The sequence below is a fragment of the Kitasatospora sp. NPDC059817 genome, from assembly GCF_042731835.1.
GTDB lineage: Bacteria > Actinomycetota > Actinomycetes > Streptomycetales > Streptomycetaceae > Kitasatospora.
In genome coordinates, this window is record NZ_JBHWIR010000150.1 from 6,864 (window position 1) to 10,821 (window position 3,958).

The window sequence follows — 3,958 nt, forward strand, 5'->3', positions numbered from 1 at the left end:
CGGGGTGTGGGGCGCTCTTGGGGCTGGTTTCCCCTCACCTCGTGGGCCCGCGCCCCCGCCTGGGGTCCCCCCCCCCCCCCCGCGCCGGTGTCGTGCGTCAGGGCAGCGGGATCCGCACGACCTGCGGGTCGTGGTCGCTCAGCTGGGTGCTGAACTCGCTGTTGATGTGCACGATGTCGTAGCTGTACGGCTTCGCCGCCAGTGCGCCGGAGATGAGGATGTGGTCCAGCACCTGGGAGTTGCCCTCGTACACGTAGGTGTAGCGCTCGGGCAGCGGCAGGGTGCGCGGCAGGTCGGTCAGCGAGCCGCCGGCGGTGAGGATGTCGGCGGTCTGCGAGAACTCGAAGTCGTTGAGGTCGCCGAGCACGATGACCGCCGCGTTCGGGTCCACCGCCAGGATCTGGTCGGTGAAGCTCTTCACCGCCGTCGCCTGGTTGTGGCGCTGGGTCTCGGACGGGTGCGCGGGCGGCTGGTAGCGGCCGAACAGGGGCTGGTCCCCGCCCTTGGAGTTGAAGTGGTTGGCGATCACGAAGACCGGCTTGCCGTTCCAGCGGAACTCGCCGGCGAGCGGCTTGCGGCTGGAGTTGAACGCCGTGTTGGTCGGGTCGATCCGGCCGGGGGAGTAGGCGAGTTGGGGCGTGCCGCCGTTGTTGACCACCGAGTCGGCGGTGGTGGAGCCGGCGCCGGGGCGGTCGGTGAAGCTCAGGCCGCGGTCGGTGCGGAACAGGAACACCTGGCGGATGTTGCCGCCGGGCTGGCCGCCGTCCTGGCCGTCCACCGGGTCGATCTGGCGGTAGGAGTAGGCCGGGCCGCCGGCCGCCGAGATGGCGGCGGTGAGCTTGGCGAGGGTCTGGTCGGGGGCGGTGGTGCCGTCGTCGGTGGGGCCGCTGTTGTCCTGGATCTCCTCCAGGGCGACGAGGTCGGGCGCGCGCAGGTTGGTGACGATGCCCGCCGCGAGGCCGTCGAACTTGCTCTGCGGGTCGGCGGGGGAGAGGTTCTCCACGTTGAAGGTGGCGGCGGCGAGCTGGCCGGCCGTCGGGGCGGCGGTGACCTCGGGGGCGAGGTTGCCGGAGGTGACTGCCGGGGTCGCGGTGACCTGGAGCTTGAAGTTGCCGAAGGAGTAGTCGAGCACGCCGACGGTCGCGCCGGTCAGGGTGTCGCCGACGTTGGCGGCCGGGGTGGGCGCGAGCGCGTTCGCCAGGGTCACCCGCTCCGGGTTGCCGTCGTTCGCCTGGAGCAGGATGCCGCCCCGGTTGGTGCGGGTGGTGCTGCCCTGGGGCACGACGGGGAGGTCGCCGTACTTGTTGCTGGGGCCGACCACGGCCGCGTTGTCGATCTCGACCCGCATGCCCTCCAGCGAGGCCCAGAAGTCGATGCCGTCGGTGGCGGGTTGGTAGTTCCCGGCGGTCTCGACGTCCCCGCCGGTGACGCTGGAGATCACCGCCGCCGGGGGCACCCGCCCGCCGGGGCCGACCAGGGTGGGCGCGGGCAGCGGCGCGTTGTGGGCGATCACCGTGACGCTGGGCGCGGTGAGTTCGGTGATCGACAGGTTGGTGGTGCCGCCGCTGCCGCCGGGGCGGTACTGGCTGACGGTGGCGCTCACCGTGACGGAGTCGCCGACGGCGACGGTGGGGGCGCCGGCGGTGTAGACGTAGACGCCCTCGCTGGTGCCGGGGTCGTTGTCGGGCTGCGGGTCCTGGTACCAGAAGCCGTTGGGCCCGACGGCGGTGACCACGCCGGGCACCGCGCTCACGGCGCTGCCGGCGAGCGGGGAGGTGCGGGCCGCGCCCTGGATGTCGTGTATTCGGGCGCCGGTGGTGGTGCCGCCGCCGGTGGAGGCGGAGTTGCGCGGCGTTGGGGCGCCGATGGTGAAGTCCGCCGCGTTGTTGTCGGTGTCGGTGGCGCCGCCGCCGACGCGCAGGGCGGCGGTGGCGTTGGACAGGTTGCCGGTCGGCGAGCCCTCGGCGGAGCTGGCGCTCGACCCGTAGCCGACCAGGTCCTTCACCCCGGGCTGCGTCGCGCAGCCCGAACCGCAGGTCAGCGCCGTGCCGTTGGTGACCAGCGCGACCTTGCCGGAGGTCGCGGCCAGGTTGAGGGTCCCGGTGGCGTCCGGCGTCGGCAGTGCCGCGCCCGTCCCGGCCCCGGCGGCCTCCTGCACCAGGAGGAAACGCCCCGGCGCGATCGTGCCGGACAGCGTGGTCCGCCCCCAGGACGTGCCGCCCGCCGAGGCGTACTGCACCGTCCAGCCGGTGACGGACACCGGCGCGGTGCCGCGGTTGTACAGCTCGATGAAGTCGTTGGCGTACGGGGCACCGGAGTTGCCGCCCCCGCCGTACACCTGGCTGATCACCACGTCGGGTGACGCCGCCTGGGCGACGCCGCCGGGCAGCGCCAGCAGCGCCCCCACCACGGCTGCGGCGGACGCCCCCGCCATCGCTCTGCGCCGGACTCGCTGGGTACTCCGCATGAGCTTCCTCCTGACGGCCGCTCGGGCTGGTGGCCCGGCGGTCTGAGCACGGACAAGAAAGTTCGGGCGCTGCGGTTCTAGCAACGCCACCCGATCCCTACCGTGCGCGGCGGGCGACGGCCAGATGTACGGCGGAAGAATGGTTCGTGAGGCGACAAGTGGGAAGCGGGGTTCCGGGCAAGCCCAGCGGGACGCGCTGTCAGTGCCGCCCCCTAGGTTGGGGGTTGTCGGTGAGCGGGGCCGCGAACAGGCCCCGCCTCGCCTCCCGTCTCTGTTGCCCGAAAACCCGAAAGGGGACTTCGTCGTGTCCGTCGCCGTGGAAGAGCAGGTCACCTACCTCGAACTGTCCGAGGAGGAAGGGAGCGCGCACAAGTTCTACGAGGTGCGGCTCGCCGGCAGTACGGTGACGGTCCGGTACGGGCGGATCGGCGAGGAGGGGCAGGCCAAGTCGACCAGCTTCCCGAGCGCCGAGAAGGCCGCCGCGTCGGCGGCCAAGAAGATCGGCGAGAAGGTCCGCAAGGGCTACGCGCCGGCCGTCCAGGGCGTGCGCCAGCGCCGGGCGGTGACCAGGCGGCAGCTCGTCAGCACCCGTTCGACGGCGAACCAGGCGCCGCTGCTGTGGCGGTTCCGCTCCGGCTCGCCGGCTTTCGGCGTCTTCGTCGGCGAGGAGCACGCCTGGGTCGGCAACGAGCGCGGCGACGTCTACACCCTCACCCACGACGGCGAGGTCACCGCCCGGTTCGGCCTGCCGGACGGCGTCAAGTGCATCGTCGCCGACGACTGGTGGATCTACGCGGGCTGCGACGACGGCAAGGTGTACGACCTGGGCGGGAAGGTCCCCCGGGTGGCGTACGAGATAGCCGAGGACGTGGACATCTTCTGGCTCGACATCCACGACGGCGTCCTCGGCGTCGCCGACGAACGCGGCGGGCTGACCACCGTCGACCACGAGGACGAGTTCCAGTGGCGCCGCAAGGCCGAGGGCTGCTCCGGCTGGATGGTGCGCTGCGACGCGGACGGCGTCTACCACGGCCACTCGCGCGGCGTCGCCCGCTACGCGGCGCGCGGCGGCGACCAGCTGTGGCACACCGCGACGAAGGGCGAGGTGCTGTTCGGCTGGCAGGAGGCCGACGAGGTGTTCGCCGGCACCGGGCGCGGCTGGGTGCACCGGCTGCGCAAGTCCGACGGCTCCGAGGTCGCCGCCTACCGCTGCGACGCCGCCGTGTTCTCCTGCGCGGCCTCCCCGGACGGCGAGTACGTCTTCGCCGGGGACAACCACTCCTCGGTGTACTGCTTCGCCGCCGACGGCACCCGGTTGTGGAAGCTCGCCACCGGCTGCGGCTCCGCGTACAGCATGCAGTACCGGGACGGCCGGCTCTACCTGGTGACCACGGACGGGGGGGGGGGGGGGGGGGGTGAGGGTGGAGGGGAAAGAGGGAGGGGGGCGGGGGGGGGGGGAGGCGGCCAGACCCGGCGGCGCGGAGAAGGAGT

Annotated in this window: 1 protein-coding gene and 1 pseudogene; one reads left to right on the forward strand and one right to left on the reverse strand. The window is 72.8% G+C overall.

Going from position 1 to position 3,958, the window contains the following annotated elements:
- Window positions 1–97 precede the first annotated feature (97 nt).
- Window positions 98–2,467, reverse strand: a complete 2,370-nt coding sequence (locus ACFV61_RS26520; RefSeq protein ID WP_380494272.1) for a lamin tail domain-containing protein — start codon at window positions 2,465–2,467, stop codon at window positions 98–100.
- Window positions 2,468–2,783: 316 nt separating this feature from the next.
- Between ACFV61_RS26520 and ACFV61_RS26525 the strand changes: the two are divergent.
- Window positions 2,784–3,958: pseudogene (locus ACFV61_RS26525) on the forward strand (WGR domain-containing protein); the annotation flags it as partial.